Source organism: Aquimarina ulvae (assembly GCF_053613295.3).
The window spans coordinates 61839-87870 of sequence record NZ_JBSIBP030000017.1; the positions used below are offsets into that span (position 1 = coordinate 61839).

Below are 26032 nucleotides of genomic sequence, written 5' to 3' on the forward strand. Positions count from 1 at the left end.
TCTGAAAATTCGTCAAATAAGTAATAAAACCTCATTTATTTCGTGTATTTAACGTAACCTACTTAGGGAATTTTCATCTATTTTTATACAATTAACTTAAAACATCTTACACAATGAAGAAAATCTTAGATTTACAAGGAATTCAAGAACTAAGCAAAGGAGAACAAAGATCTATTAAAGGAGCTTGGGGTAATGTAACCTGTTGTCCAACAGGAAGAGGTTGTCAGATTAGTTTTCCTGGAGGAAGTTTCTGCGAACCCGGATACTGTGATCCATACAGCTTCGGAAGATGTATTCTTTACTAAAATTAAAATCGATAAGGCATTCCTAATCAGTTAGCCTTTTTTGTCTAAAAAATATTCATATTAACTCATATATTTTACACAATGAAAAAAATCTTAGAATTAAATGGAGTTCAAAAGCTTAGCAAAGGACAACTACGTTCTATCAAAGGGGCAATGACCAGTATCACTTGCTGTAATCCAAATCCTAGAAATGGAAGTGGGAATAAATGCCGTATAAGTTATCCTGGAGGCAGTTTTTGCGAGCCGGGCAGATGCACAAGTTTTGGGGGTTGCATCCTTTACTAAAATAGATCACAAAATATTTTGAAAAGAAAAAGAGACTACTAGAAACAGTCTCTTTTCTTGTTTTTAATACTGAGAAAAAAAAGGCTAAAAGAGGTTACTGAAATTTATAAATTTCAATAAATTGAAGTTGTATTGTATCCTAGCACCCTGTATATTGTTGATAGATATTAACTTTAAATACGTACATAATGAAAAAAATCTTAAGCCTTACCGGGATTCAACAATTATCAAAAAAGCACCAACAGCAAATTACTGGTTCTAATAGACCTTATGTATATTGTGGACCGCCAAAACAATGCTGTCAAATGGTTAATGGGGTTGAATATTGTGATTACGGTTATTGTCAGCCTTATGGAAGGTGTATCTGGGCATAACAAACCGATTATACAATAGGACGATTAAAACGAGGCTATCTGAAAACCTTATATTTTATACTATTTTAACAATGAACTTTTTGACTTTACTTAGTCAAAATGGATTGAAAATCTCCAACTATAATTTCTCGACTACGTTCGAAAAGACAGATGGAGTTGTTTTTCAGATAGCCTCGTCTTTTTTATTTAAGTAGTTTCATGGATTGTTGTGCAATCTCTAGTTCTTCATTTGTAGGAATCACCAGAATTTTAACTTTGGAACCCTCCTGACTTATTTCTCTGGTCTCCTTCGACCTTATGTTATTTTTTTTCTGATCCAATTGAATACCCAAATAATCTAATTCGGTACAAACTAAGTTTCTAATAACATCAGAATTTTCTCCAATTCCAGCAGTAAAAACAATCGCATCCAGACCGTTCATAGCTGCTATATAAGCTCCGATATACTTTTTAATACGATATGCATTCATCTTTAGTGCTTGCTGGCAGTTTATATCGCCTTGTATCGCAGCTGATTCTATATCTCTTAGATCGCTAAAACCGGTCAATCCCAGCATACCGCTTTCTTTTTGTAGTAATGAATTTACCTCATCCAAGGAATATCCTAATGATTTTACCATATAAAAGATCACCGAAGGGTCAATATCGCCGCATCTGGTTCCCATAATCAAACCGTTCATCGGTGCAAAACCTAATGTATGATCTATACTCTTTCCATTATTTACTGCTGTCATACTACATCCATTACCCAAATGAATTGTAATAATTTTGGAATTTTCTTTTCCTAAGTATTGTTTAGCTTTTTCAGAAACATATTTATGACTGGTTCCATGAAAACCATACACTCTAATATCGTGGTCATCCGTAAATGTATTAGGAATTGCATACTTATAGGCTTCTATGGGCATCGTTTGATGAAACGCTGTATCAAATACCGCAACCTGTTTTGCTTCTTTAAAAATCTTTTCAGAAACCAAAATCCCCTGCAAATTAGCTGGATTATGAAGTGGAGCCAACTCAGATAGCTTTTCTATTTTCTGTTTTACCTCATCGTCAATCTCAACAGTTTTAGCAAAAGTGCTTCCACCATGAACTACGCGGTGACCAACAGCTTGGATTTCAGAAGCAGTAGTAATCACCCCTTTTTCAGAATCTAATAAAAAAGAAGCTATTAATTCTAAGCCAATTTTATGATTCGTAATATCTACTTTTTTTTTGATATCCTGAGTATTCGTTTTGTAGCTGATTTTAGCATTTTTTAATCCGATACGTTCTACAAATCCGGAACAAAGAACTTGAGTAGACGGCATATCGAATAACTGAAATTTAATAGATGAACTCCCTGAGTTTAATACAAGTATCCTCATAGTTTATTTGCTTCTTTTTATAGTCCTTGTGCCTGAATAGCTGTAATAATCACCGTATTATAAACATCATCCACCGTGCAGCCTCTGCTCAGGTCATTTACCGGCTTATTTAATCCTTGGAGCATTGGGCCGATTGCCAAAGCTCCGGTTTCCCTTTGTACTGCTTTATATGTATTATTTCCTGTATTAAGATCCGGAAATATTAAAACACTGGCCTGTCCAGCTACTTCAGAATCAGGAAGTTTGCTCTTACCAACTCTCATATCCACTGCTGCATCATATTGTATAGGACCTTCTACCTTTAGTTCAGGATGTTTATCTTTTACTATTTTTGTAGCTTCTCTTACTGTTTCTACATCCTCTCCTTTTCCTGATGTTCCTGAAGAATAAGACAGCATAGCTACCTTAGGTTCAATGCCAAACGCCGCCGCTGATTGTGCTGATGAAATTGCTATTTCCGCTAATTGCTCTGCATTTGGGTTAGGGTTTATAGCACAATCACCAAATACAGAAACTCTGTCATCCAAACACATAAAAAATACAGAAGAGACAACCTTTACTCCAGGTTTCGTTTTTATAAACTGCAATGCTGGTCTGATGGTATGTTGGGTAGTATGCACAGCTCCAGAAACCATTCCGTCTGCGTGACCTTTGTAAATCATCATTGTCCCAAAATAAGAGACATCTGCCATCATGTCTTTAGCCATATCCATATTCACATTCTTATGCTTTCGCAATTCATAAAATGTTTCTACGTAGTCGTTAAAATTTGGGGAATCAATAGGCATAACGATATTTACATTATTAAAATTAATGGGGATATCAAGCTTTGTGGCTTTATTTTTAATTTTCTTTTCATCTCCGATTAGCGTTATATCTACTACATTGGATGCCTGTAATCTATAGGTAGCCCTAAGAATCCTCTCATCAGATCCTTCGGGTAGCACTATATGCTTTTTATGTTTAAGTGCCCGTTTTAGCAAGTTATATTGAAACATACTTGGGGTAAGGCTATCAGACTCAAAAGTGATTAAAGGGTCCACTAATCTATCTGCATCTACAAATTGGCCAAAAGTGCTAATCGACGTATTTATCTTTTGCAAATTGTCAGCATATATTTTAGACCGTATAGCGCCAATTTTATTCGTTATGGAAAATGTTCCTTGTGCTACTGAAACAATAGGCACAGATAAAGAAACTCCTTCTATCAATTTAAGTATAGGTTCTTCTGGAATTATTCCTCCAGTCAGAATAATACCAGAAATCTTAGGATAATTGTCGGATATATTGGCTTGTAAAACACCTAAAATAATATCAGCACGATCACCTGGGGTAATCACCAAACTATTATCTTTGAGGTGTGTAAGATAATTGCGCAATTGCATTGCTCCTACACCAAAACTACCAGCCTGATTATTAAGAAACTCTTTTCCAAAGAGAATAGTACCATCCAGTTCTTTTACAATCTCTTTTATTGTGGGATTGATTAGAGAACCTATTTTAGGAATGATAATCTTTTCTACGTTTTGTTCTAATTCATTTTCTAATATTGACTTTAATTGTTTTTCACCACCATTTAGGACTTTATTTGCGACCACTGCTACTACTTCTGCATCTTTACTAGTAAAGGTGTCATAAGCTAGTTTTAAATTACCAACTATTTCTTCTTTTGTTTTATCAATTCCACTGGCAACGATTATCGATGGAATTCCTAGGTTTTTTGCAATGATTACATTAATATCAAATTCTATGATACTTCCTTCATCAGAAAAATCTGTTCCTTCTACGAGAATAAAATCAAACTTTTCTTCTAGATTTTTATATTTCTCGATAATCCCTTCTATAATTGCTCCTGCACGACCTTGATTATATTTTTGAAGCACTTCGCTTCTTGTGAACGCGTAGGCTTTTTTAACATTAATATCTAATTCGAAATGTGATATAACGGTATTGATATGGTTGTCTATTTCTCCCTCTTTTGGATCATCTATTATAGGTCTGAAGTATCCTACTCTTGCTACTTTTCCCAGTAACATTCTCATTAATCCCAGAACGACAATTGATTTACCACTATTAGGCTCAATAGTAGCCACATAAACAGCTTTACTCATAAATATAAATTTGGTGATGCAAAGATATAGTAATCGTACTGAAATAATACCATGTAAGATAGCATGATATAGTTGTTCTATAAAGGGTATAAAAAATTAACCATTTTTTTTTAGAATCCACAAAAAAAGGATCAGCAAAACACTGATCCTTTTATAAATATGTGCTGTTATTGATTACATATACTTTTCTAATTTAAAACATGTCTAAATGCGACGCTTATACAGGTTTTTGAGAATAGCTTTTCATTTAATTAATATTTTCTCCTTTTTTAAGTTTTTCTAATTCCTCGGATAATCTACCTTTAAATCTTTCAGGAGCATTGTCTATAGCAATATTCATAGATTTAATAGCATTGTTATAATCTCCCGTGGCGGAATATGCTTTAGCTAATCCATAATTAGAAGGCCAGACACCATTGTTGTTTTTTACATTATTCTTTAAAACCTCAAGCGCTTTATCCCTTTGTCCCTGACTAATTAGCCCATTTCCCAATTGAAATACCTCAGATGCATTTCCAAGTTTAGCTGCCTCATCAATTAGCGCCATGGCCTCTTCTGTCTTTCCTTGTTTTGCTAAAACCTGAGATTTCAAGGAGAGGTTACCAAATGTCTCCTTGCTAAAAAAATTACCACTAATCGAAGTATTAATCCACTCTAACGCTTGATCCATATCACCTGTATTAAATGCATAATTTGCAGCATTATCCCAGTTTGATTGTGTAAACCCTGCACTACTTCTAAGATCATCTTTTATTCCTTTTATAACGATACCTGTTACGTCTACATTAATCTTAAACGGAATTTCTTTCTTTTCCCATCTTAATACTGCTGTGGTACTATTAGCATCAAAGGAAGGAAACAAAAACAGAAGTGTTTCTGTATGAGCAGTCTCTTTAGTCTCAACATCTACTCGTAATGCATCTTCTTTTTCATTATAAAAATAACTCCCCCAAGAAGTTGCATTTTTAGAAAATATTATCGTAGCCCCACCATCTTCCTTAAGAGCGATATGAAGCCCATAAAGACCGGCTTTTATATCCTTTCCTTCTACTGTAACATCATGAGAAAATTCGATGGTAGTATTTTGATTAGCTCCGGCTCGCCAAGGCGCAGCAGTAGATGTTCCGAAACCAAGATTGTTATATCCATAAGGAACTAGTTTCCCCCAGATTTCTCGTTCCTTTACGCTTGGTCTTCCATAATCAATAGTTATATCAGTTATTCCAACTCGTTGTGTTACTTGCGCTCGCTGACTTGCTTCGGGAGTGCTAAGCTGAGCATTCATTTGGATTGATAGCAACAGTGTAGCACTTACAAAAAATACTATTATTAGTTTGTTTTGTTTCATTACTTAAATTGTTTGAATTATTTATTAGATTTTCAACTAAAGAAAGACTCATAGATTATTAACAATAATAAGGTGATATTCTTAACCCGGGTGTTACCACTGTGTTAAACTAAGGCTGTAAGTACTAATAAGCATTAAATCCTCTATTCTTTTAACAGCTGATTAACAAAGCTATCAAACTCATTTGTAAAATCCACATACTTTTGACCCGTAGCTGGCCCATTAAATCCTGTATGAATTTTGCGTACTTTTCCAGTTTTATCAATAAAAATTGTTGTGGGGTACGAAAGTATATGGTTAAGCATCGGTAGCTTTTCTTGGGCTTTTTCTTTATTAGAAGTTCCATGTTGAGCTAAAAGAATTGGATATGGCACCTTTAGTTTCGAACGCAATCTTTCAATAGATTTAAAGGCTTTCTCGGGAGTTTTAGCGTACTCAAATGCCAGTGCCACAAACTCCAGATCTTTATCCTTGTTTTTATTGTAGTAATCGACATAATATTTGGTTTCATCCAAACAATTGGGACACCACGTTCCCATTACCTGAACCATAGTTACTTTTCCTTTAAAACGATCGTCTTCTAGAGAAACCTGATTTCCTTGGGCATTAGGGAAACTAAATTCAAATTTATCATACCCTTCTTTAATAAATGTTAGCGAATCTTCTGATGGAAGCTGGAATTCCTCATTACGTGTAGCTATAAAAGGTTCTTTCCAGTGATTCCCCGAATAAAAGTATCCGTTCATTGTACTATCTGTAACCTGTGCATTGAAAAGAAAAGCGTGTGCCCCATCAAATGTTGATAATTCTAGTTTATCATTATTTAGCACACCTTCCAGATAACGATAATCACCAGTTGTAGTTCTGAAAGTACCAGTAACAATATTTCCATTTTGTTTAAAAATCCCTTTAGCAATATATTGATCTTCTGGAGTATCTTTACTAAATACAGTTTCCCAATTACCTTCGATATTGGCAGTTGGTTTTGAAGTAATATCAAATCTATCCTTTACTCCAAATGTCCCCTTGAAAGGAACAATCCTATCTAAGCTCTCTTTAATAAAACTTCCCGAAATTGTTAGGGAATCCTGAAATTTGGCCGCAATATATCCTTCGAAAACTGGAAACTTGATAAATACAGAATCTCCTTCGATTGTTACCTCATCAACATCTATTACTTCTTCTGCATTAAAAACCTTTAGCGTTTGGTTATCAAACACTTCAAAAAGGAAGGGTAATTCTTTAGTGTCTTGTAATGTAAAGGATCCTTTCCATGGACCACTTTTAAGAAATAGATCTTCCTTTGATTTCTCCTCTTTACATGAGAATAATAAGAGTATAGATGTTACTAATAATATATGTTTTTTCATAAGTCTGTGTGAATATAAAACTGTCTAGTTAGATGATAGAATCCCACTAGACAGTTTTATGAATTATCATTATGTTTTTACAATAGTAAAAATTTAGTCAGTTTTTCATTTATAGCCGTTCTTCACTATCTAATGATTCAAAATTACAGAATATTCTTGTTAAACCGAGTATTATTGAGGTTAAAATAGGTTATCTCAGAAAAGTGATAACATAAAATTCCCAAAATAAATATCTTAAACTTTACCTATATTTTTTTCTAGAATAATATAAGCAAGCGTTCTTGTTTGTCAACTTTCCCCAAAACAGTATCTTTACCGCCTAATTTCAGAATCATCATTAATGAAAATTTCATATAACTGGCTGAAGCAATTTATAAAGCTGGATTGGGACGCGGAAAAAGCTGGCGAATTACTCACAGACTTAGGGCTTGAAGTAGAAGGGATTGAAACCTACCAAAGTGTACAAGGAGGATTAGAAGGTGTCATTGTGGGACAGGTAATCAGTTGCGAAAAACACCCTAATGCCGATAAGCTAAAAGTTACTAAAGTAGATTTGGGAGATGAAGAGCCTGTACAAATTGTTTGTGGAGCTCCAAACGTTGCAGAAGGTCAAAAAGTTCCTGTAGCTACCATTGGTACTATACTCTATGATGAAGAAGGCAAAGAATGGAAGATCAAAAAGGGTAAAATCCGTGGAGAAGAAAGTCACGGTATGATCTGCGCCGAAGATGAATTGGGGCTTGGTAAAAGTCACGATGGAATCATGATCCTTGATAAGGATATTTCTGTGGGAACTCCAGCAGCAAGTATTTTTGATATTGAAAATGATCAAGTTTTCGAAATAGGGCTAACTCCTAATCGAGCAGATGCTATGAGCCATTGGGGAACTGCTCGGGATCTAAAAGCCGGGCTACAACAAAAAGATCTTAATCTGGAGCTAATCACACCTTCTGTAAGTAATTTTAAGGTAGACAACAGATTACATAAATATGCAATCGATGTTAAAAACCCAGAACTGGCACCAAGATATTGCGGGGTGACTATTTCTGGACTAAAAGTGACAGCATCTCCTTCTTGGCTTCAGCACAGATTAAAAGCAATTGGTATTACTCCAAAAAATAATGTGGTGGACATTACAAACTATGTTTTGCACGAGCTAGGACAACCATTGCATGCATTTGATACTCATTATATAGAAGGAAATAAAATAGAGGTAAAGACTTTAGAAAAAGGCACCAAGTTTACTACACTCGATGAGGTAGAACGAGAATTACACGAAGAAGACCTCATGATATGTGACTCCAAAAAACCGCTGTGTATTGCAGGAGTTTTTGGCGGAATTAATTCTGGAGTTACAGAAAATACGACATCCATATTCTTGGAGAGCGCGTATTTCAATCCAGTGAGTGTTCGAAAAACAGCAAAGCGTCATGGGTTAAATACCGATGCTTCTTTTAGATTTGAAAGAGGTATTAACCCTAATATTACTGAGTACGCGCTAAAGCGAGCGGCGTTGCTGATACAAGAGATGGCAGGCGGTGATATTACAAGTGAAATTGTTGATCTGTACCCAAAAAAGACCGAAGATTTTCAGGTGTTTTTATCTTTTGATAATACTGCAAAGTTACTTGGAGAAGAACTTCCACCAGAAACCATCAAGGATATTTTAAGCTCACTGGAAATTAAAGTAAATAATGTTACAGAAAGAGGACTAGGACTTACGATTCCTTCATATCGCAATGATGTCCAAAGAGAAGTTGATGTAATTGAAGAGATTTTACGCGTTTATGGATATAATAATATTAAGTTTACTCAAAAGCTAAATGCCTCTATTGCTAATATTGATAAATTTTCTGATCATAATGTCCAAAACACCATTTCAAATCAATTGGTGGGTCAAGGCTTTTATGAAATGATGGCAAACTCACTGACATCTCCAGCGTACATCTCATTATCAGAACAGTTAAAAAAAGAAAACAACGTAGAGATGCTAAATCCTTTAAGTAATGATTTGGCCGTATTGCGACAATCCTTATTATTTTCAAGTTTAGAAGCAGTGTCTTATAATATTAATAGAAAACGTGCTGATCTCAAGTTGTTCGAATTCGGAAAAACATACCACAATTATGAAAGTCGTCGCATTGAAAATAAACATTTAAGTCTCACAATCACAGGTAATAAAACCGCTGAAAACTGGAAGGTGCGACAGGAAAGCAGTGATTTCTTTTATATGAAAGGAGTTATAGAAGCTATTTTAACTCGTCTGGGTATTAAAACATCGAGGACATCTCCAGTAAAAAATGACCTCTTTTCTGAGGGGGTTACCTTTAGTTTGGGCAAATCAAAATTGGTAGAATTTGGGATGATCAAAAAGTCTGTATTGAAAACTTTTTCGATTTCTCAAGAAGTACTGTATGCTGATTTTAATTGGGACACCATTCTAGAGTTTGCAAGACGTACCAAAATTAAATTTAAAGATATCCCCAAGTTTCCGGAAGTTAGGCGTGATTTTGCTTTATTAATAGATCAGGCAATTACCTTTGAAGAAATTCATACCATTGCGAAACAAACAGAAAAACAACTGCTACAGAACATCAGTTTGTTTGACGTTTATGAAGGCAAAAATCTACCAGAAGGCAAGAAATCGTATGCTGTTAGCTTTACTTTACAAGATGAACATAAAACACTGACTGATAAACAAATTGATAAAATCATGAATAAGCTTCAATATAGTTTTGAGAACAAATTAGGAGCAGAGTTACGATAAACGTATAATCAATTTGTTATAACACATCAATGCCCTTGAAAAATTCAAGGGCATTTTTTATGAAAAAAATTGTAAATAAGCACCGTGATTCAACATTTGTTAAAAACTCTGAAATCTTGCAATACAAATCGTAAATACTTAATTTAGTGATGTTAAAGAAAGAAAAATGATGATTCCAAAGACCAACATAGAAAAAAAACTCACACAATTACGCAACAAACAATTGGACCCAGAAAGTTGGGAGTTTCAGGTTCATACCATTTTTAAAGAGGGTACAAAGAAGAATGATCGCATTACGAATACACTAGAAAACGGTACTCCAGTCATAGAAAACGACTTTATATTTGATCATTTAGAAAGTTCAAAAATCTATCATATCGATCAGATTAAAAAAATCTGTATAGATTATAGATTACGTTTTTTAAACTCTACTTATTTTAAAGGTAAAATTCCTAAGGAAGCATTATCGAAAATAAAAAATCTTGAAAAGATTCATGAAATTGAACTACAGGGTTTCAAGATTATAGCCCCGTCCAAACTATTTAAGTTAGCTAACGCAGATGACCCATTACTTTTTGCACCAATGGGAAATGACTATTATTATTTAATTCATAAATGGGGAGATGACCTGCACCCTTTTCGCAAGGTAATGATGTGGTTCTTTAAAAGTTTTGAAAATTTATTATTTCTTACTTTTTTAGTTAGTCTTTTACTTACCTTTATGGTCCCACAAGGATTGTTCAGTAAAGAAAATAACACCTCTGAATTGATCATGATATTTTTCTTTATGTTTAAATCTGTGGCGGCGGTTGTTTTATTCTATGGATTTGCTTTAGGTAAAAATTTCAATACTGCCATTTGGGATAGTAAATATTTTAACGCCTAATAACGATATATGTTTCCTGAAAGTGATTACGAAAGAGTTTATACCGGAAGTTTGATTAATATTCAATTTCTGCAGACTTTGCTTCAAGATAGTGGTATCAATTCTATCACCAGAGATGATATGAAGTCAGGTATGGCTGCAGGATTTGGTGGTGGGATCCCGGATCATATTCAACTTTTTGTTAAGAAAAAAGATGTAGATGAAGCAATCCCTATCATCGAAAAAAGCTTATCTTAGGTCATTATGGAAGAAGAAGAAAGTAAAAAAGTGCCTAGAAAAAACTGGGACTTCATGATAGGTATTGCATTGGTTATATTCGGTAGTTTCAGACTATACCAACGAATTCAGGCCGGATCAGAATGGGATTATCGTATCTTACTTACAGCTTCGTTCATTGCGTATGGAGGATTCCTTATTTTTAAACATTTTAAAAATACTAAAAAGAACTAAAGTTCTTTAACGGTATCTTGCTCATAGCTCTTTCAGTTATTGCTGTAATCGATAAAGAAGGATTAACACCCGGATTCGCTGAGATCATAGATCCATCACACACATACATATGATCATATCCAAATACTTTATTGTTTTTATCAATAACGCCTTCACTGCTCCTTGCTGCCATAACAGCTCCTCCTAAAATATGAGCGGTCGAGGGGATTCCTGCCAGTGGTTCTAATCCAAAAACTGTTTCTTTGCCTTTTATCAATGTAGCATACCGCTTAGCCAACTGCAACGATTTTGGAAGAAAAGCACTAGGTTTTGCACCTTCTGTTACTGAAGTATTCATGCGTCCTAAGGAATTTATCTTAAATTTTAAGGTACTATCCAATGTTTGCATAAACAATAAAATAGCAGTACTCTTTCCCCAATCTTTTCTTGTGTATAATTTAAGATATGTTATTGGATATTTTAAAATACTTGTAACCATTTTTATTATCCTTACAATTATATTTTTACCGTGAGTTAATGGCAAATGCGATAACCTCCAAAACCCAGAACCCTTTGCATAACGTACAATTTCTAAATGACTATTTTTATCCGTATTTAGAATAGAACCTATTGCCACACCTTTAGACATATCCATCGTACCGTTTAGATTAGTCACACTAATTAGGCTTTCATTATTTGTTCTGATATCTGTTCCTAAACGATCTGATAATCTGGGCAAAGAACTGTGTTTCAACCGTAGCAGTAATTTAACCGTACCCAAAACCCCTCCTGAAAAAATAACACCTTTTGCTTTTACCGTTTTTTTAGCACTAAAAAAGCCTGTTGATGATTTATATGTTACTTCATACCCTTCTTTAGATGGGTTCACATCAAAAACTTCATTTTCTGCCAAGATAGTGGTACCTAACTGTTGTGCTAAATATAAATAATTCTTGTCTAGTGTATTTTTTGCTCCGAATCTGCATCCTGTCATACAACCACCACAAAAGTTACAACCTGTACGATCAGGTCCTTTTCCTCCAAAATATGGGTCAGAAACTGTCTTATTCGGTGTTCCAAAAAAAACAGCAACTTCTGTTGCAGAAAAATACTCTTTTAAATCCATTGCATCTGCTAATTGCATCAGTGCTTTATCTCCATCAAAGAGTTTAGGATTTTTTTTTGCTCCAAGCATATTTAATGCTGTTTTGTAAAATGGTGCTAACGTTACTTGCCAATCTTCCAGGTTTTTCCAACTCCCGGAGGCAAAAAACTCTTTCTTTGGAACAGGGAGTGTGTTTGCATATACCAAAGACCCACCTCCTACTCCAGTTCCTGATATTACCACTACATGTTTAAAAAAGGACATTTTCATGATACCAAACCATCTTAAAAAAGGAACCCACAACCATTTTCGAAGATTCCAATTTGTTTTTGGAAAATCTTTAGGCTTATACCACTTTCCTTTTTCGATTACTAAAACCTTATATCCCTTTTCAGAGAGACGCAAGGCACTGACAGATCCGCCAAAACCACTTCCGATGATTACATAATCGTATTCTTTCTCAGGTTCCATATCAATAATTTTATATTAGTATTTTGCATTATACATCCCGGAGCATATTACTGGTCAGCCAAATCACTCTTCTGGATTTTTTTATCGAACAGCTTGATTTTTCACACTTCAAATGGTTATGTTTGAAAAAAAGATATACATATTTCGAACTACTTTATCAAATATAGTTCGGTTTTAACAAAATACCAAGGATGGGAAGAAAATCTATCAGTCGCGAAAGAAAAGAAAAAACGAACAAAGTAGAACAATGGACACAAGCGCTTCTTCCAAAACTTACCCATAAAGAACTGGGTGAGCTTACAATTAATGATTTGGCTATATTAATGAATAAGAGTAAATCTACGATTTACCAATACTTTATAACCAAGGAAGAAATCTTCGAGTACATTACTCAGGTCAGAATAGACCAACTTAAAGCATATAAAAATGAAATTTCAGGAGAGCTTTCCAGATTAAATTATCAGTACGACACGTTAGCTAAGATTCTTGTAGAAGGAGTAAAAGACATTTCTCCTTTTTATTTAAAGCAATTACAAATCCACTATCCTAATGCGTGGAATATCGTTCAAGAGTTTTTACACGGCTTATTGAAAGATCTTAAAGAATTTTACATTGTTGGGATCCAAAACAAGCTATTTAAACCTGTATCTCCCGAACTCCTGATCAAATTAGATGAATATTTTATTATGCAACTGATCACCGATCACAGTTTTTTTGAAAACACCAAGCAAACATTAGAATCTGCTATTAGAGAGTATTTGTGTATAAAGTTTGAGGGGTTGATAATCGAATAACGAGTATATCCAAAAAGTATCGTAAACGACATTTCTGTATATACGCTTTATACGTTTACCGAATACATTTTCTCTCGCAATTCTTTTATTTTATTATCACTCATATACTCATCAAAAGTAGTATAGCGGTCGATTACTCCATTTGGTGTCAGCTCTATCACTCGATTTGCTACTGTTTGCGCAAATTCGTGATCATGTGTTGTAAATAAAATAGTTCCTTTGAAGTTTTTTAATGAGTTATTGAAGGCAGTAATAGACTCTAAGTCCAGATGATTCGTTGGTTCATCAAGCATCAATACATTTGCTCTGGTCATCATCATTTTAGACAACATACAGCGTACTTTTTCTCCTCCTGATAAGACATTTGATTTTTTTAGCGCTTCTTCTCCACTAAAAATCATTTTTCCAAGAAAACCTCTAATAAATACCTCTTCACGTTCTTCTTCTGTTGTTGCCCATTGACGTAACCAATCTACTAACGTGAGGTCGTTTTGAAAATACTCACTATTATCGGCGGGCAAGTAGGATTGCGTAGTTGTGATACCCCAAGAAAAAGTTCCTGCATCTGCTTTTTGCTTATCGTTTAGAATTTGATAAAAAGTGGTTGTAGCTCTGGAATCTTTAGAAAACACGACCACCTTATCTCCTTTTGCAAGGTTAATATCCACTCCTTTAAACAGCACATCATCTTCATTACTTGCTGCTAATCCTTCCACGTTTAGGATTTGATCCCCTGCTTCTCTATCTCTTTCAAAAATTATTGCAGGATACCGACGGCTAGATGGTTTTATATCCTCAATATTTAGTTTTTCGATCATTTTCTTACGAGAAGTTGCTTGTTTTGATTTCGCAACGTTAGCACTAAAACGAGCTATAAATTCCTGTAATTCCTTCTTTTTCTCTTCTGCCTTTTTATTTTGCTGTGCTCTTTGGCGTGCTGCCAACTGAGAAGATTCGTACCAAAATGTATAATTACCACTATAGTTATTGATTTTACCAAAATCAATATCTGAAATATGAGTACATACAGAATCCAAAAAGTGACGGTCGTGAGAAACTACGATTACCGTATTTTCATAATTAGCCAAGAAATTCTCTAGCCAAGAAATCGTTTCATAATCCAAATCATTTGTTGGCTCATCCATAATCAACACGTCCGGATTACCAAATAAACATTGTGCGAGTAATACACGCACACGCTGTTTTGTATCCAAATCTGACATGCTTGTGTAATGCAGCTCTTCTTTGATACCAAGATTAGAAAGCATCGTGGCGGCATCGCTATCAGCATTCCATCCATTCATTTCTTCAAATTGCACCTGAAGTTCTCCTATTTTCTCTGCATTTTCATCTGTATAATCAGCGTATAATGCATCGATTTCAGTTTTAATTTTATACAACTCCTTATTACCCATAATTACTGTTTCTAAAACAGTATACTCATCATAAGCATAATGATTTTGTTCTAAAACAGACATTCGCTTTCCGGGCTCTAGATGTACCTGACCTGAGGTAGGTTCTGATACTCCAGAAAGAATCTTTAAAAATGTAGATTTTCCGGCTCCATTGGCACCAATAATACCATAACAATTACCTTGTGAAAAGGTGGTATTTACTTCATCAAATAAGACCCGCTTACCAAATTGAACAGAAAGATTAGAAACTGATAACATAGTTATAAATTGTATTTTCGGCAAAAGTAGAAAAATGGATTCAGAACCTGAAAGAATATAGTAGTATTTTCTGGGCAATCGTATTAAAAAATAATCTACGAAAATTTTCAACCTTTCTTCAAAGGTATTGGCGTGTAAATATTTTTTAAGCTTAAATCCTCAGGCAAATCACCTAATTACAACTTTTCATAACACAAAAATTGTCAATAATTTCCCTGTGGAGTCGGAACTATAAACGCATATAAAAAAACTATACAAATCCATGTAATCTAATCGACATAAGAAGACTTGACAGCATCCTAAACGGTTTAATTCAACTACACTATGCTTAAAGATAGTTCAACTGATTCACGACGAGTTTTATTCTGGTGGGCACATTGGCTAATAATAACACAATTAACGTATTCTTAACAAGCGGTAGAGGTCATTCCATTTATTTTTGACTGTTTGTCAGTAAAATAATAGCGCCCAAAATGTATTTCTACAAGATAAAATATTTTATTTATATCTCAATTGCAAGTTGTTGCTTGTTAAGTTGTGCTTCTGAGACCGATGTCATCAAAGACCATATTTATTTTGGCGGAGAAATTGTGAATCCGAATACAGACTACATCGTACTTTTTAAAGATAAAAAACATCCAGATACTATATATCTCGATAAAAATAATCGATTTTCGCATCGTATAAAAGGGATGAAAGAGGGACTGTATTCTTTCAGGCATAATCCTGAGTACCAAATAGTATTGCTGGAGAAAGGTGACAGTATTTTATTACGATTAAACACTTTAGAATTTGATGAATCCCTTGTTTTTTCTGGGAGAGGATCCCGAAAAAACAACTTTCTGATTGATATGTTTTTGCAAAATGAATCAGAAAGAGAATATTTACGAAAAAGAACAAGACAGACACCAAAACAATTTAAAAAAGAACAAGACTCATTGTATGATGAAAGATTGAAAAGGTTTAACCGTCTGATTCACAAATATGATTTTAGTGATCTTTCTAAAAAGATCTGTAAATCCAGTTTTGAATATGATTTCTATTCGAGATATGAGATGTTTTTGTACAAGCATCAATATTCCAGGATAAAAACCGCTGATACATCAGTAGATTTTCAAGAAGGTTTTTTTGATTACAGAAAACAGGTTGATTTTAACGATGATGATTTAATGAGGTTATACTCTTATAATCGATTTCTAAATCATTATTTTACAAACTCATCGTATATCAAGTATATGAATCAAAAATCTTTCTCCAAGAGTAAGGTTGAATATACCCTATACAAATTAGACCTGGTGGATAGTATGATTGATCACTCTTATATCAAAAATAATTTACTACGCGGAATCACTACCAATTTTATATTAGATAACAAAAACGATTATACCTCCCAAAAGGTATTAAACCATTACTTATCTATAAGTAGTGATAAAAAGTTTCAAACTGAACTTATAAAGCTGGCGAAAGCAACGACCAGGCTAAAACCAAATAATATCATCCCTGATCAGGATCTTATTTCTTCAAACGGAGAAATTACCAAATTATCTTCTCTTTTCGAAAAACCAATTACTGCCTTATACTTTTGGTCTATAGAAAGAAAAGGTCATTATATCAGAGCTCATAATAAAACGAGTTATTTAAGCGAACTCTATCCTGAGATCGATTTTATTGGTATTAACACGGATGAGGAACAAACAGATAATTGGCTAAAAACTATCAAAAGACATAATTACAAATTAGATAATGAGTTTGAGTTTAAATTTCCTAAGTGTTCTGCGGATGAATTAGTAATCCACTACACAAACAAGGTCATTCTTGTTGATCAGGAAGGAAAGATAATAAACCCAAATGCTGATTTATTTTCTCCATTCTTTGAAAAACAGTTACTGAATTATAGTAGCATGATTACTAGCCAAAAACAAAAAACTGCTCTCGATTAAAAGAACAGTTTTTTAGATTTTATTATATATACGCTGTTTAATTTCCTTTTTTGTAATCTGCCAGAAATTTTGCCAAACCGATATCAGTTAATGGATGTTTTAGTAACCCTTCGATAGATGAAAGCGGACCTGTCATCACATCTGCACCTATTTTTGCACAATCGATCACGTGCATCGTATGCCTTACAGAGGCGGCTAAAATTTGCGTATCAAAACCATAGTTATCATATACCAATCTGATTTCTGCTATTAAATTTAATCCGTCAGTAGAAATATCATCTAACCTACCGATAAATGGAGAAACGTAGGTAGCTCCTGCTTTGGCAGCTAATAAGGCTTGACCTACAGAAAAAACCAATGTACAATTAGTCTTTATACCCTTATCACTAAAATATTTTATTGCTTTCACACCTTCTTTGATCATCGGCACTTTTACGATGATTTGATCGTGAAGTTTAGCCAGCTCCTCACCTTCATTAATAATACCCTCAAAATCTGTGGCAATTACTTCGGCACTTACATCTCCTGTTACTATATCACATATTTTTTTATAATGTTCTATAATATTTTCTTTACCTGTGATACCTTCTTTAGCCATTAAAGATGGATTTGTCGTCACTCCATCCAGTACACCCAGATCCTGTGCTTCTTTAATCTGATCTAGGTTAGCCGTATCAATAAAAAACTTCATATTGTTGTGTTTAAATTTATGATTTATTTGTCGAGATTATACGTTAATACTACGATACTCGAATTATGCGTTCAAAATTACAATTTATAATGATTCATTAGTAATTTCTCATATATTTTATCCGGTAACATTTGTTTTAAAACAATCGAAAATTTTTGCATAAACGCTCCTACTTTATAGTGGACTTTAGGATTATGTGTTTGTATAACTCTATATACTGCTTTAGCCATTTCATTAGGATTCATTCCTTCATCTACGTGTGCATCCATTAATTTCAATGACTTACCGTATGATTTTTCGTACGGGGATCCTTTAATAACAGGAGCATGATAACGTCCGGCTGCAATATTTGTAGCAAAATCTCCGGGAGCAATCGTAGTCATATAGATATTGAAAGCTTTCAGTTCCATTCTCCACGCTTCTGTAGTTATTTCTAACGCAGCCTTAGAAGCACTATAAATACCTCTGTATGGCAATCCCATGTATCCTGCAATAGATGTTATATTTATGATTAAACCACTTCCTTGTTCCCTCATTAAAGGTAAAATAGCTTTGGTCATGTTAATAGGTCCAAAATAATTAGTAGTAAAGTTTCGAACGATTTCTTCTTCGGGAATTTCTTCTAACGGGCCTGTAATTCCAGCTCCTGCATTGTTTATCAAAACGTCTAATCGTCCGTGCTTTTGTTCTATCGTTGTTACAGCAGATGCAATACTTTTTTTATCTGCGACATCTAGTTGAAGAAGTGGAAATATATCAAAATCACTAAATCGTGAAGGATTCCTACTAGTTCCATACACAATGTACCCCTGATCCTTTAAAAAAATTCCGATGGATTTACCAATTCCTGAAGAACCACCTGTTATTAAGACTACTTTAGCGTTTGGATTTGTATTCATGTCCGCAAATATACATTCGGAAATTAGATTTACGAACTATGAATTACGAAATCAACTTAAAAAAACAAAAAAGGAAACTATAAGGCACAAAAAAAGGCAAGCTACCTACATCACACCGCTACGACCATTTACCTTTGCTGCGTTCCCGCCCTGGAGGATTCAACAGGAGCTGGTTGTGTAGGACTTGCCGATGCAAAGATACAATCTTTAGCATATAAAACAATGATTTTTTAAACCCAATTAAAATAAATATCTTGCTCTAAATTTTACCAATATCATGAATAAACGTAACCTATTCGTCATCATCACCTTATGTGCTCTTATTTTTTCTTGTGGCAGTAATCCCGATACGAAAAAAAAATATTTTTCGATAAAAACAGACGATAATAAAACCAAATTTCAGTTAGGAGAAATGGTAAAAGCAAGTATTGTCAACAACAAAAATATTGAAATTGATTCTGTAACATTCTTTTTAGGAGATCTAAAATTAAAGTCTACCAGTAATCACAATTTAAACGAAAAGATTGATACCGAGAGATTAGGCAAACATTTATTAAAAGCTATTGTGTACTACGAAGGAAAAGAAGAAGATGTTTATAAAAAACTTACCTTTTTTAGTAATGTACCTCCCAAATTATATACGTATAAAATCATTGCAGAATATCCACACGATCAAAACGCATTTACACAAGGATTAGAATTCAACATGGATACACTATATGAAAGTACCGGTAAAAATGGTTTATCATCTCTTAGGAAAGTTGATTATAAAACTGGAGAAATAGTGGACAAAAAAGAGATTGATAAAAAATATTTTGCAGAGGGTATCACTATTATTGATAATAAAATATTACAACTTACCTGGCAGTCTCAGGAAGGTTTTATATACGATCTAAGCAGTTTAGAAAAAACAGGTGATTTTGCTTATAACAAAAGTAAAGAAGGTTGGGGATTATGTAATGATGGTAAACACATTTATAAAAGTGATGGAACCGAAAAAATCTGGATATTAGACCCTGAGACACTTGCTGAGAAATCCTATATAGAAGTTGTAACTCATAATAAGATAAAATCAAAGTTTAATGAACTCGAGTGGATCGATGGAAAAATTTATGCAAACACTTGGCAGAAGGACGGAATCGCTGTTATAAATCCAAAAAACGGAGCCGTTGAAGCGGTTATTAACCTTGCTGGTTTGCGTAAAAAAGTAAAGCAACATTCTGACCTGGATGTGCTAAATGGTATTGCTTATAAAAAAGACACAAAACAATTATTTGTAACGGGCAAGAATTGGAACAAACTTTTTGAAATTGAGATCATTAAGTAACTTTTATTTGATTTCATTGTCTATGACTATTGATTAATTTGCAACAACAGAATAAGTAGTTCGTTATTATAATAGACAGATAATAAACCGTACCTTTGCGGCTTATTTTATTTATATGAACAAATTTGAAGCATTAGGCCTCAGCGAAGCCATTATAAAGGCGGTGAATGAAATGGGGTTTGAAACCCCAAGTGAAGTACAGGAAAAGGCGATCCCTATTTTGCTTAATGAAGAAACGGATATTGTTGCGTTAGCACAAACCGGAACCGGAAAAACCGCTGCATTTGGTTTTCCGTTAATTGAAAAAGTAGACATCGAAAGTAAAATAACGCAAGGATTAATTTTATCCCCTACGCGTGAACTTTGTTTACAGATTACTAACGAATTAAAAAATTACTCAAAATTTAGCAAAGGCTTACGCACTGTTGCCATCTACGGAGGTGCTAGTATCCATGATCAAGCTAAAGAAATCAAACGCGGTGCACAGATCATTGTGGCCACGCCAGGACGTATGCAGGATATGATTAACCGTAAAATGGTGGACATATCTAATATTGGTTACTGTGTATTAGATGAAGCAGATGAAATGCTCAACATGGGATTCTATGAAGACATTACTGCCATACTTTCTCATACTCCAAAAGACAAAAGCACTTGGTTATTTTCTGCAACAATGCCCAAAGAGGTTTCTACTATTGCTAAACGTTTTATGAATAATCCGGTAGAGATAACGGTTGGCCATAAAAACACTGGTTCTAAGAATGTTTCTCACGAATATTATGTAGTAAATTCTCGTGATCGATATGCTGCTTTAAAACGATTAGCAGATGCGAATCCGGATATTTTTTCGGTGATATTTTGTCGCACAAAAAGAGATACGCAAAAAGTAGCAGAAAAGCTTATCGAAGATGGATATAACGCCGCAGCATTACACGGTGATTTAAGTCAGAACCAGCGAGATTTGGTAATGAAAAGTTTCAGAAATCGCCAAATACAAATGTTAGTAGCCACAGATGTAGCTGCAAGGGGAATTGATGTGGATGATATAACACACGTGATCAATTATCAACTACCCGATGAAATAGAGACCTATACGCACCGAAGTGGTAGAACCGGACGTGCAGGTAAAAGTGGTGTCTCTATGGTTATTGTTTCTAAAAGTGAACTTAGAAAGATTAAGACAGTAGAACGAATTATTAAACAAAAATTCGAAGAAAAAGAAATACCAAGTGGTGAAGAAATCTGCCAAGTCCAATTATTTCATTTAGCTAATGATATTGCAAAGTCAGAGATTAATCATGAAATTGATAGCTACTTATCCTCTATCAATGAGGTGCTGGAAGATTTTACAAAAGAAGAGCTGATCAAAAAATTCTTTTCTGTAGAATTTTCCCGGTTTCATAATTATTATAAGAAAGCTAAGGACCTTAGTACTTCTGGAGATGGTGGAGATCGATCTCATGGAAGAGATGGTAGTACGCGTTATTTTATCAATGTAGGTGAAAAAGATGGTTTTGACTGGATGACACTAAAGGATTTTCTAAAAGATGCGTTAGATCTAGGCAGAGATGGTGTAAGCCGTGTAGATGTCAAAGAAAGTTTCTCTTTTTTCAATACAGATACTGAACATCAGGAAACAATTCTTGCTGTTTTTGAAGATTTTAAAATAGAAGGAAGAAAAGTAAACGTTGAAGTCTCTAAAGATTCTGGACGTAGCAGAGGTGGTGGTAGACGTCGAAGAGATAACAACGGTGGTGGTTTTAAAGGAAAACGCAGAAGCGAAGGCTTCAAACCAAAAGGAAAGAATCGTCGTGATAATGACAGAGGTGACCGCGCCGGTAGCGGACGGAGAGACAGAAAAAAACGTAGTGATCGTAGATAATTCTTTATGAATTAACTAAACTATATGATTTTTGGTCCGATTTTTATGTTATGTTCGTGTAGGTTGACCGTCATATATACTAGTTAACATAGAATTATTACTAAAAATACGCTTTTGAAAAAAATACTATTATTCATATTACTAATCACAGGCATTGTTGCCAAGGCTCAGGATACTGATATAGAAACTGTATCCGGTAGCGTTCTCAATGCCTCTACAGATGCTATATTGCAAAATGTTCATGTAGTAAACCTTAGCCAAGTAGTTGGAACCATAACCAATAAGGAAGGTAATTTTGAAATAAAGGCAACAGTAAACGATACACTATATTTTACTTATATAGGATACAAACCGTTAAGAGTTAGAGTAACCAACGATTGGAAGAAATTTGGTGCTGTAAAAATTAAGATGACTGAATTAGGTATCGCTCTAGAAGAAGTAGTTGTAGCAGATGTTCAGCTTACAGGTTACCTAGAAATAGATGCTAAGAAAATTCCGGTGTATAATAATTATAGATATAGTATTTCTGGATTAAATTCTGGATATGAAGGTGGTAGTAACCAACCTGGAGCAGTAAATAAAGTGCTGGGTGCCATTTTTAACCCAGCAGATTTTCTTTATAATATTTTCAGTAAACGATCCAATGAGTTGCGTAAACTGAGAAAAATGAAAAAAGATGACGAGATAAGAAATCTGCTAGAATCAAAATTTGACAGGGCTACCCTAATGGCTTTATTACAAGTCGAACGTCTCGATATTGACGAAATATTAAGAAATTGTAATTACTCAGTTGATTTTATAAAATTTGCCAATGATCTTCAAATTCTGGATGCCATTAGCGATTGCTATGAAGAATATAAAGTTTTAGATCGAAAATAAGACAGAGAGCACTCTTTTTATCTAAAGTATAGCGTCAGCGTCCTTTATTGCCTTTAGAATGAATAAATCAATGAAATATACCTACGGGCTGCTGATATTTGAGTTTTTTTAGATATTATTTTTCCTACACTACCAACCTGTAGTGATCTTCGAAGCAGAAATAAATTAAGAAACTATTTTGGCTAATTTTATAACTAGTTTATAAAATAGGTATAGTATTGAACGTCAAAAGTTACGAAGTACTTGTTCTTTTTTGAAATATATCATGAACTGCCTCTGTTGGATAATTCAATATGGTTTTATTAGATTTAAAGCCAGTTTTCACTTGTTTTAAAAACGTTTTCATTTTGTTAGCAGGTGACTTTTTTTTGCTCATGATAAAGGTGTTTTAGGGAGTTATAACGTTTGGTCTTTATCAAATATAGGGAATTAATTTCTAAAACCTTTGATCTAAGAACGTTAACCTTTTACACATAAACCTTTGTTTGTGAGTAAATTAAATCCTTTCTGGTAGTTAACAAATTAGAATTTGTAGTACATTATTCATTATCTGTAATGAGTTGATTAGTATTTGTCATCTATTACCTTCTTCATATCTAGCTATAATCTTTTTATGACTTTTAATCACTTTTTTTGCCCAATCCAGTCTTTTTTCTAGCTTTTCTTCTTCAGATAATTGCCAAGAAATACCAGAACGTCTTAGCAATGATGTTACTTGTTGTAAAATAATAGCGGCAGAAACAGAGATGTTTAAGCTTTCTGTAAAGCCAACCATAGGGATATGTAATTTTATATCTGCTGATTCTAGCACCATGTCACTTAATCCTTCTTGCTCTTGACCAAAAAAAAATGCTGATGGACTATTAATATCAAAATCCTTTAATTCTACTGAATCATCATGGGGAGTAGTGGCTACAATCTGATATCCTTTACTTTTAATAGAATTAATACATTCTGCAGTTGTTGTATATCGATTGATGTCCACCCATTTCTGTGCTCCCATGGCAATTTCTCTATCAATACGTTTTGCATTTATTTCCTCAATAACATGAACATTTTGAATACCAAAAACATCACAACTCCTTATAACAGCACTTGTATTATGCAATTGGTAAACATCCTCTACTGCTACGGTAAAATGATTGGTACGCTGCTCAATTACTTTTTTATATAATCCTAACCTTCTGGATGTAAGAAAAGATTCTAAATACTCTAATAACTTTTGATCGATCATAGGTGGCTAAAATATGAAAGCATTTCCTAATTATTTAGATAATGGGAAGTTTTGATAAAACACCTCCCGTTCGATACCCATTCGAATCGGGAGGCGGTATACTGATCAAGGATCAAAATATTCAAGAAATTACTGTTTCAGTTTTTACTCTACCATCGTCACTTGAAAATAAAAACCCAGAAATTTTGAAACTGCTTATATAATTTTATGTATAAAACTATAAGCGTAACCAGTATTTTAAAATTCTATCTCATTTTCTCTATCTACTCTCCTAATATCTCCTAAAAAGAGTTTTTCTGAACTTTTATTTTAGCCTGTCTATATTCTCAATACATATCAATTTACATTTCATACTGAGTACTGAAAATTAAAAGAATCGCGGAGTTAACATCCTGTTATACTTCCTAAACAGCTCAAAACGTAACATGACCTCGTAACTCCCATCATTAAATTGTGTTCTTCCTAATTCAGTAGTTTCTTTATCATATGCAAATCCAATCATTAACGAGTCTGAAACCTGAAACCCTGCCATAGCACTGAATGCTGCACTCCATCTATACGCTACCCCTAATGTTAGTTTATCGAACAGTAAGAAGTTTGCAGAAAGATCTACTTGTAAAGGAGCGCCAAATACCAACTTACCAAGGACAGCTGGCTTAAACTTTACAGAATCGCTTAGATCAAACACATGGCCTGCAATCAAGTAATAATTAATCCTTTCTTCTGCGATAAAAGTGGAAGAGTCATTGCTACCCACCGTAGCCTCCTCATCAAAATGATCTGTTTCTAACAAATTAGGAGCACTCAATCCCAGATAAAATTTATCTGTATGATAATACAAACCAATCCCAACATTAGGACTAAGTTTATTATCAATGTTATTCTCAAAATTAGGATCATTGATATCAAATTGTGATAACCGCTGGAAATCAACATTTAATAAATGACCTCCTGCTTTTAAACCAAAACTTAACTTTCCGCTTTCTGAAGTCGGAATCGTATATGAAAAATCGATCCCAAAATAAGTTTCGTCTGTAGGGCCTATTTCATCATTTACAATCGAAAATCCTAGACCTACCCTGTTATTATCCCCTATGGGCGTATTTAGCGTAAGCGTCTGTGTACGCGGGGCGCCATCTAATCCAACCCATTGACTACGATGCATCCCCATTATGCTCATCACCCCACGACTACCTGCATATGCAGGGTTTACACTGATCGTATTATACATATACTGGGTATACTGAGCATCTTGCTGGGTATATAATTTCTGCTGGAAAGCAAAACTTAAAAATACTATTATAATTAATATGCATTCTTTTTTCATCGACTCTAGTTTATATTTCTATTCAATTCCTTCCTTGAGAAGTTTGTTATAGGTGTTTTATTTTAATCGATCATTTGTTTATATAGAGATATCCTGCTTTATTTTTACGTTCGCCGCTATCTATAACATATTGAATAACATAGTAGTAGGTCCCTACAGGTAATTCATTATTGGCAGATATAGTTGATCTTCCATTAGAAATACCCCTAAACAAATTATCATTACTACCATAGTTATTTGCACTGAAAACTTTTACTCCCCATCTATTATATATTTCTAAAGTATTTTCTAAATCTTCAATTCCTCTTATTATAAACTCATCATTAATACCGTCGCCATTTGGTGAAATCCCAGAATAGATTATGACATCCTCTCCAGAAGGAACTATTGTTACCGTCTCATCCTCTGAGTCACCATCATTATCAAGATCGATATCTGTTGTGTTAATAGGATCGTCTGATACATCGGTCACATCATTTCCATTTAGATCTTGACCTGTAACTATAGCTTGATTCCGTACTTCTCCTGATAAAACATCTTCTGCTGTTAAAATATATGTAGCGGTAAA

22 protein-coding genes and 1 other RNA gene are annotated in these 26032 nt (G+C 34.1%); 11 read left to right on the forward strand and 12 right to left on the reverse strand.

The window, feature by feature from the left end:
* Positions 1 to 113 precede the first annotated feature (113 nt).
* Positions 114 to 305: a hypothetical protein gene (locus tag ACWGOQ_RS22885; RefSeq protein WP_452060069.1), complete on the forward strand. Its 192-nt coding sequence runs from the start codon at positions 114 to 116 to the stop codon at positions 303 to 305.
* A 473-nt stretch (positions 306 to 778) separates the two neighbouring features.
* Entirely contained in the window at positions 779 to 964 is a 186-nt protein-coding gene (locus ACWGOQ_RS22890) for a hypothetical protein (RefSeq protein ID WP_452060070.1), read from the forward strand.
* A gap of 182 nt (positions 965 to 1146) precedes the next feature.
* Here ACWGOQ_RS22890 and ACWGOQ_RS22895 read toward each other — a convergent pair whose 3' ends face one another.
* From ACWGOQ_RS22895 to ACWGOQ_RS22910, 4 genes are all read right to left on the reverse strand, one after another.
* Positions 1147 to 2331 (reverse strand): acetate/propionate family kinase, encoded by a 1185-nt coding sequence (locus ACWGOQ_RS22895; protein WP_452060071.1) that lies wholly within the window; start codon positions 2329 to 2331, stop codon positions 1147 to 1149.
* Positions 2332 to 2348: 17 nt separating this feature from the next.
* A complete protein-coding gene (gene pta / locus ACWGOQ_RS22900) occupies positions 2349 to 4442 on the reverse strand; it encodes a phosphate acetyltransferase (RefSeq protein WP_452060072.1) in 2094 nt (697 codons plus the stop codon).
* Between the two features lie 247 nt (positions 4443 to 4689).
* Positions 4690 to 5790 (reverse strand): DUF2911 domain-containing protein, encoded by a 1101-nt coding sequence (locus ACWGOQ_RS22905; RefSeq protein ID WP_452060073.1) that lies wholly within the window; start codon positions 5788 to 5790, stop codon positions 4690 to 4692.
* Positions 5791 to 5933: 143 nt separating this feature from the next.
* On the reverse strand, positions 5934 to 7160 hold the full coding sequence (locus tag ACWGOQ_RS22910) for a peroxiredoxin family protein (protein WP_452060074.1): 1227 nt from the start codon (positions 7158 to 7160) through the stop codon (positions 5934 to 5936).
* 340 nt (positions 7161 to 7500) lie between these two features.
* Between ACWGOQ_RS22910 and pheT the strand changes: the two genes are divergently transcribed.
* From pheT to ACWGOQ_RS22930, 4 genes are all read left to right on the forward strand, one after another.
* Positions 7501 to 9927 (forward strand): phenylalanine--tRNA ligase subunit beta, encoded by a 2427-nt coding sequence (pheT, locus tag ACWGOQ_RS22915; protein WP_452060075.1) that lies wholly within the window; start codon positions 7501 to 7503, stop codon positions 9925 to 9927.
* A 166-nt stretch (positions 9928 to 10093) separates the two neighbouring features.
* Complete coding sequence (locus ACWGOQ_RS22920) at positions 10094 to 10813, forward strand: hypothetical protein (protein ID WP_452060076.1); 720 nt, start codon at positions 10094 to 10096, stop codon at positions 10811 to 10813.
* Positions 10814 to 10822: 9 nt separating this feature from the next.
* Complete coding sequence (locus ACWGOQ_RS22925; protein WP_452060077.1) at positions 10823 to 11050, forward strand: putative signal transducing protein; 228 nt, start codon at positions 10823 to 10825, stop codon at positions 11048 to 11050.
* A 6-nt stretch (positions 11051 to 11056) separates the two neighbouring features.
* Positions 11057 to 11263 (forward strand): hypothetical protein, encoded by a 207-nt coding sequence (locus ACWGOQ_RS22930; protein WP_452060078.1) that lies wholly within the window; start codon positions 11057 to 11059, stop codon positions 11261 to 11263.
* On the opposite strand, the gene ACWGOQ_RS22935 is transcribed toward ACWGOQ_RS22930, so the two are convergent.
* Positions 11250 to 12818, reverse strand: a complete 1569-nt coding sequence (locus ACWGOQ_RS22935) for a GMC oxidoreductase (protein WP_452060079.1) — start codon at positions 12816 to 12818, stop codon at positions 11250 to 11252. The two genes, ACWGOQ_RS22930 and ACWGOQ_RS22935, sit on opposite strands and share 14 nt — an antisense overlap.
* Before the next feature lie 191 nt (positions 12819 to 13009).
* Between ACWGOQ_RS22935 and ACWGOQ_RS22940 the strand changes: the two genes are divergently transcribed.
* Positions 13010 to 13612 (forward strand): TetR/AcrR family transcriptional regulator, encoded by a 603-nt coding sequence (locus ACWGOQ_RS22940; RefSeq protein WP_452060080.1) that lies wholly within the window; start codon positions 13010 to 13012, stop codon positions 13610 to 13612.
* A 47-nt stretch (positions 13613 to 13659) separates the two neighbouring features.
* Here the strand turns inward: ACWGOQ_RS22940 and ACWGOQ_RS22945 are convergent, their stop codons facing one another.
* Positions 13660 to 15285: an ABC-F family ATP-binding cassette domain-containing protein gene (locus ACWGOQ_RS22945; RefSeq protein ID WP_452060081.1), complete on the reverse strand. Its 1626-nt coding sequence runs from the start codon at positions 15283 to 15285 to the stop codon at positions 13660 to 13662.
* A 473-nt stretch (positions 15286 to 15758) separates the two neighbouring features.
* Between ACWGOQ_RS22945 and ACWGOQ_RS22950 the strand changes: the two genes are divergently transcribed.
* Positions 15759 to 17225, forward strand: coding sequence for a peroxiredoxin family protein (locus ACWGOQ_RS22950; protein WP_452060082.1), 1467 nt, complete (start codon positions 15759 to 15761; stop codon positions 17223 to 17225).
* 37 nt (positions 17226 to 17262) lie between these two features.
* On the opposite strand, the gene fsa is transcribed toward ACWGOQ_RS22950, so the two are convergent.
* From fsa to ffs, 3 genes are all read right to left on the reverse strand, one after another.
* Positions 17263 to 17916 (reverse strand): fructose-6-phosphate aldolase, encoded by a 654-nt coding sequence (gene fsa / locus ACWGOQ_RS22955; RefSeq protein ID WP_452060083.1) that lies wholly within the window; start codon positions 17914 to 17916, stop codon positions 17263 to 17265.
* A gap of 77 nt (positions 17917 to 17993) precedes the next feature.
* The gene (locus ACWGOQ_RS22960; RefSeq protein WP_452060084.1) at positions 17994 to 18815 is read right to left on the reverse strand and encodes an SDR family oxidoreductase; all 822 of its coding nucleotides are present in this window, start codon (positions 18813 to 18815) and stop codon (positions 17994 to 17996) included.
* A 91-nt stretch (positions 18816 to 18906) separates the two neighbouring features.
* An RNA gene (gene ffs, locus ACWGOQ_RS22965) (signal recognition particle sRNA small type) lies at positions 18907 to 19005 on the reverse strand.
* An 87-nt stretch (positions 19006 to 19092) separates the two neighbouring features.
* Between ffs and ACWGOQ_RS22970 the strand changes: the two genes are divergently transcribed.
* From ACWGOQ_RS22970 to ACWGOQ_RS22980, 3 genes are all read left to right on the forward strand, one after another.
* Complete coding sequence (locus ACWGOQ_RS22970) at positions 19093 to 20142, forward strand: glutaminyl-peptide cyclotransferase (protein ID WP_452060085.1); 1050 nt, start codon at positions 19093 to 19095, stop codon at positions 20140 to 20142.
* Positions 20143 to 20257: 115 nt separating this feature from the next.
* Positions 20258 to 22024 (forward strand): DEAD/DEAH box helicase, encoded by a 1767-nt coding sequence (locus tag ACWGOQ_RS22975; protein WP_452060086.1) that lies wholly within the window; start codon positions 20258 to 20260, stop codon positions 22022 to 22024.
* A gap of 114 nt (positions 22025 to 22138) precedes the next feature.
* Complete coding sequence (locus ACWGOQ_RS22980; RefSeq protein WP_452060087.1) at positions 22139 to 22903, forward strand: carboxypeptidase-like regulatory domain-containing protein; 765 nt, start codon at positions 22139 to 22141, stop codon at positions 22901 to 22903.
* 574 nt (positions 22904 to 23477) lie between these two features.
* On the opposite strand, the gene ACWGOQ_RS22985 is transcribed toward ACWGOQ_RS22980, so the two are convergent.
* From ACWGOQ_RS22985 to ACWGOQ_RS22995, 3 genes are all read right to left on the reverse strand, one after another.
* Positions 23478 to 24137 carry a TrmH family RNA methyltransferase gene (locus ACWGOQ_RS22985; RefSeq protein ID WP_452060088.1) on the reverse strand — a complete coding sequence of 220 codons (660 nt, stop codon included), beginning with the start codon at positions 24135 to 24137 and terminating at the stop codon, positions 23478 to 23480.
* Between the two features lie 367 nt (positions 24138 to 24504).
* Complete coding sequence (locus ACWGOQ_RS22990; protein ID WP_452060089.1) at positions 24505 to 25464, reverse strand: PorP/SprF family type IX secretion system membrane protein; 960 nt, start codon at positions 25462 to 25464, stop codon at positions 24505 to 24507.
* Positions 25465 to 25534: 70 nt separating this feature from the next.
* Positions 25535 to 26032, reverse strand: a 498-nt coding sequence (locus ACWGOQ_RS22995; RefSeq protein WP_458202873.1) for a T9SS type B sorting domain-containing protein, incomplete at its 5' end; no start/stop codon positions are given.

Bases quoted from the DNA above. Each gene is read 5' to 3' on its own strand.
- ACWGOQ_RS22885 (WP_452060069.1), top strand. From the start codon at position 114: ATGAAGAAAATCTTAGATTTACAAGGAATTCAAGAACTAAGCAAAGGA.
- ACWGOQ_RS22890 (WP_452060070.1), top strand. From the start codon at position 779: ATGAAAAAAATCTTAAGCCTTACCGGGATTCAACAATTATCAAAAAAG.
- ACWGOQ_RS22895 (WP_452060071.1), bottom strand. From the start codon at position 2,331: ATGAGGATACTTGTATTAAACTCAGGGAGTTCATCTATTAAATTTCAG.
- pta (WP_452060072.1), bottom strand. From the start codon at position 4,442: ATGAGTAAAGCTGTTTATGTGGCTACTATTGAGCCTAATAGTGGTAAA.
- ACWGOQ_RS22905 (WP_452060073.1), bottom strand. From the start codon at position 5,790: ATGAAACAAAACAAACTAATAATAGTATTTTTTGTAAGTGCTACACTG.
- ACWGOQ_RS22910 (WP_452060074.1), bottom strand. From the start codon at position 7,160: ATGAAAAAACATATATTATTAGTAACATCTATACTCTTATTATTCTCA.
- pheT (WP_452060075.1), top strand. From the start codon at position 7,501: ATGAAAATTTCATATAACTGGCTGAAGCAATTTATAAAGCTGGATTGG.
- ACWGOQ_RS22920 (WP_452060076.1), top strand. From the start codon at position 10,094: ATGATGATTCCAAAGACCAACATAGAAAAAAAACTCACACAATTACGC.
- ACWGOQ_RS22925 (WP_452060077.1), top strand. From the start codon at position 10,823: ATGTTTCCTGAAAGTGATTACGAAAGAGTTTATACCGGAAGTTTGATT.
- ACWGOQ_RS22930 (WP_452060078.1), top strand. From the start codon at position 11,057: ATGGAAGAAGAAGAAAGTAAAAAAGTGCCTAGAAAAAACTGGGACTTC.
- ACWGOQ_RS22935 (WP_452060079.1), bottom strand. From the start codon at position 12,818: ATGGAACCTGAGAAAGAATACGATTATGTAATCATCGGAAGTGGTTTT.
- ACWGOQ_RS22940 (WP_452060080.1), top strand. From the start codon at position 13,010: ATGGGAAGAAAATCTATCAGTCGCGAAAGAAAAGAAAAAACGAACAAA.
- ACWGOQ_RS22945 (WP_452060081.1), bottom strand. From the start codon at position 15,285: ATGTTATCAGTTTCTAATCTTTCTGTTCAATTTGGTAAGCGGGTCTTA.
- ACWGOQ_RS22950 (WP_452060082.1), top strand. From the start codon at position 15,759: ATGTATTTCTACAAGATAAAATATTTTATTTATATCTCAATTGCAAGT.
- fsa (WP_452060083.1), bottom strand. From the start codon at position 17,916: ATGAAGTTTTTTATTGATACGGCTAACCTAGATCAGATTAAAGAAGCA.
- ACWGOQ_RS22960 (WP_452060084.1), bottom strand. From the start codon at position 18,815: ATGAATACAAATCCAAACGCTAAAGTAGTCTTAATAACAGGTGGTTCT.
- ACWGOQ_RS22970 (WP_452060085.1), top strand. From the start codon at position 19,093: ATGAATAAACGTAACCTATTCGTCATCATCACCTTATGTGCTCTTATT.
- ACWGOQ_RS22975 (WP_452060086.1), top strand. From the start codon at position 20,258: ATGAACAAATTTGAAGCATTAGGCCTCAGCGAAGCCATTATAAAGGCG.
- ACWGOQ_RS22985 (WP_452060088.1), bottom strand. From the start codon at position 24,137: ATGATCGATCAAAAGTTATTAGAGTATTTAGAATCTTTTCTTACATCC.
- ACWGOQ_RS22990 (WP_452060089.1), bottom strand. From the start codon at position 25,464: ATGAAAAAAGAATGCATATTAATTATAATAGTATTTTTAAGTTTTGCT.